The organism is Streptomyces sp. BE303 (genome assembly GCF_036290945.1).
Classification (GTDB): domain Bacteria; phylum Actinomycetota; class Actinomycetes; order Streptomycetales; family Streptomycetaceae; genus Kitasatospora.
The window spans coordinates 1-422 of sequence record NZ_JAQYWZ010000862.1; the positions used below are offsets into that span (position 1 = coordinate 1).

Genomic DNA, 422 nt, shown 5'->3' on the forward strand with positions numbered 1-422 from the left:
CCCCGGTCTGCACCATCGCCGACCCGCGCCAGTTCGACAAGAACTGCCGCCGGGACAACCTCACCGCCACCGCCGGCAACTACAGCTACCACTTCCTGAACCTGCCGGCCGGCGTCAAGCAGCTGACCATCACCACCACCGGCGGCACCGGCAACGCCGACCTCTACTACGGCGGCAGCAACTGGGCCACCACCACCTCGTACCAGGCGAAGTCCACCAACGCCGGCAACAACGAGACCCTGACGATCAACAACCCGCCCTCCGGCTGGGTCTACTTCAGCCTCGCCGCAGGACAGCAGAACTTCAGCGGCGCCAGCGCCACCGTCACCTACCAGTAGGCCGCGCCCGCCCGGCGACAGGCGTCGCCGAGCAGCACGTTCCACCGGACCCGGAGGGCCCCGCCGCACCGGCGGGGCCCTCCG

The 422-nt window shown here is 70.1% G+C and carries 1 protein-coding gene; it reads left to right on the forward strand.

Annotation, left to right across the window (positions count from 1 at the left end):
• The coding region (locus PUR56_RS30670; RefSeq protein ID WP_329951370.1) for a PPC domain-containing protein at positions 1–338 on the forward strand (338 nt) is incomplete at its 5' end.
• Between the last annotated feature and the right edge of the window lie 84 nt (positions 339–422).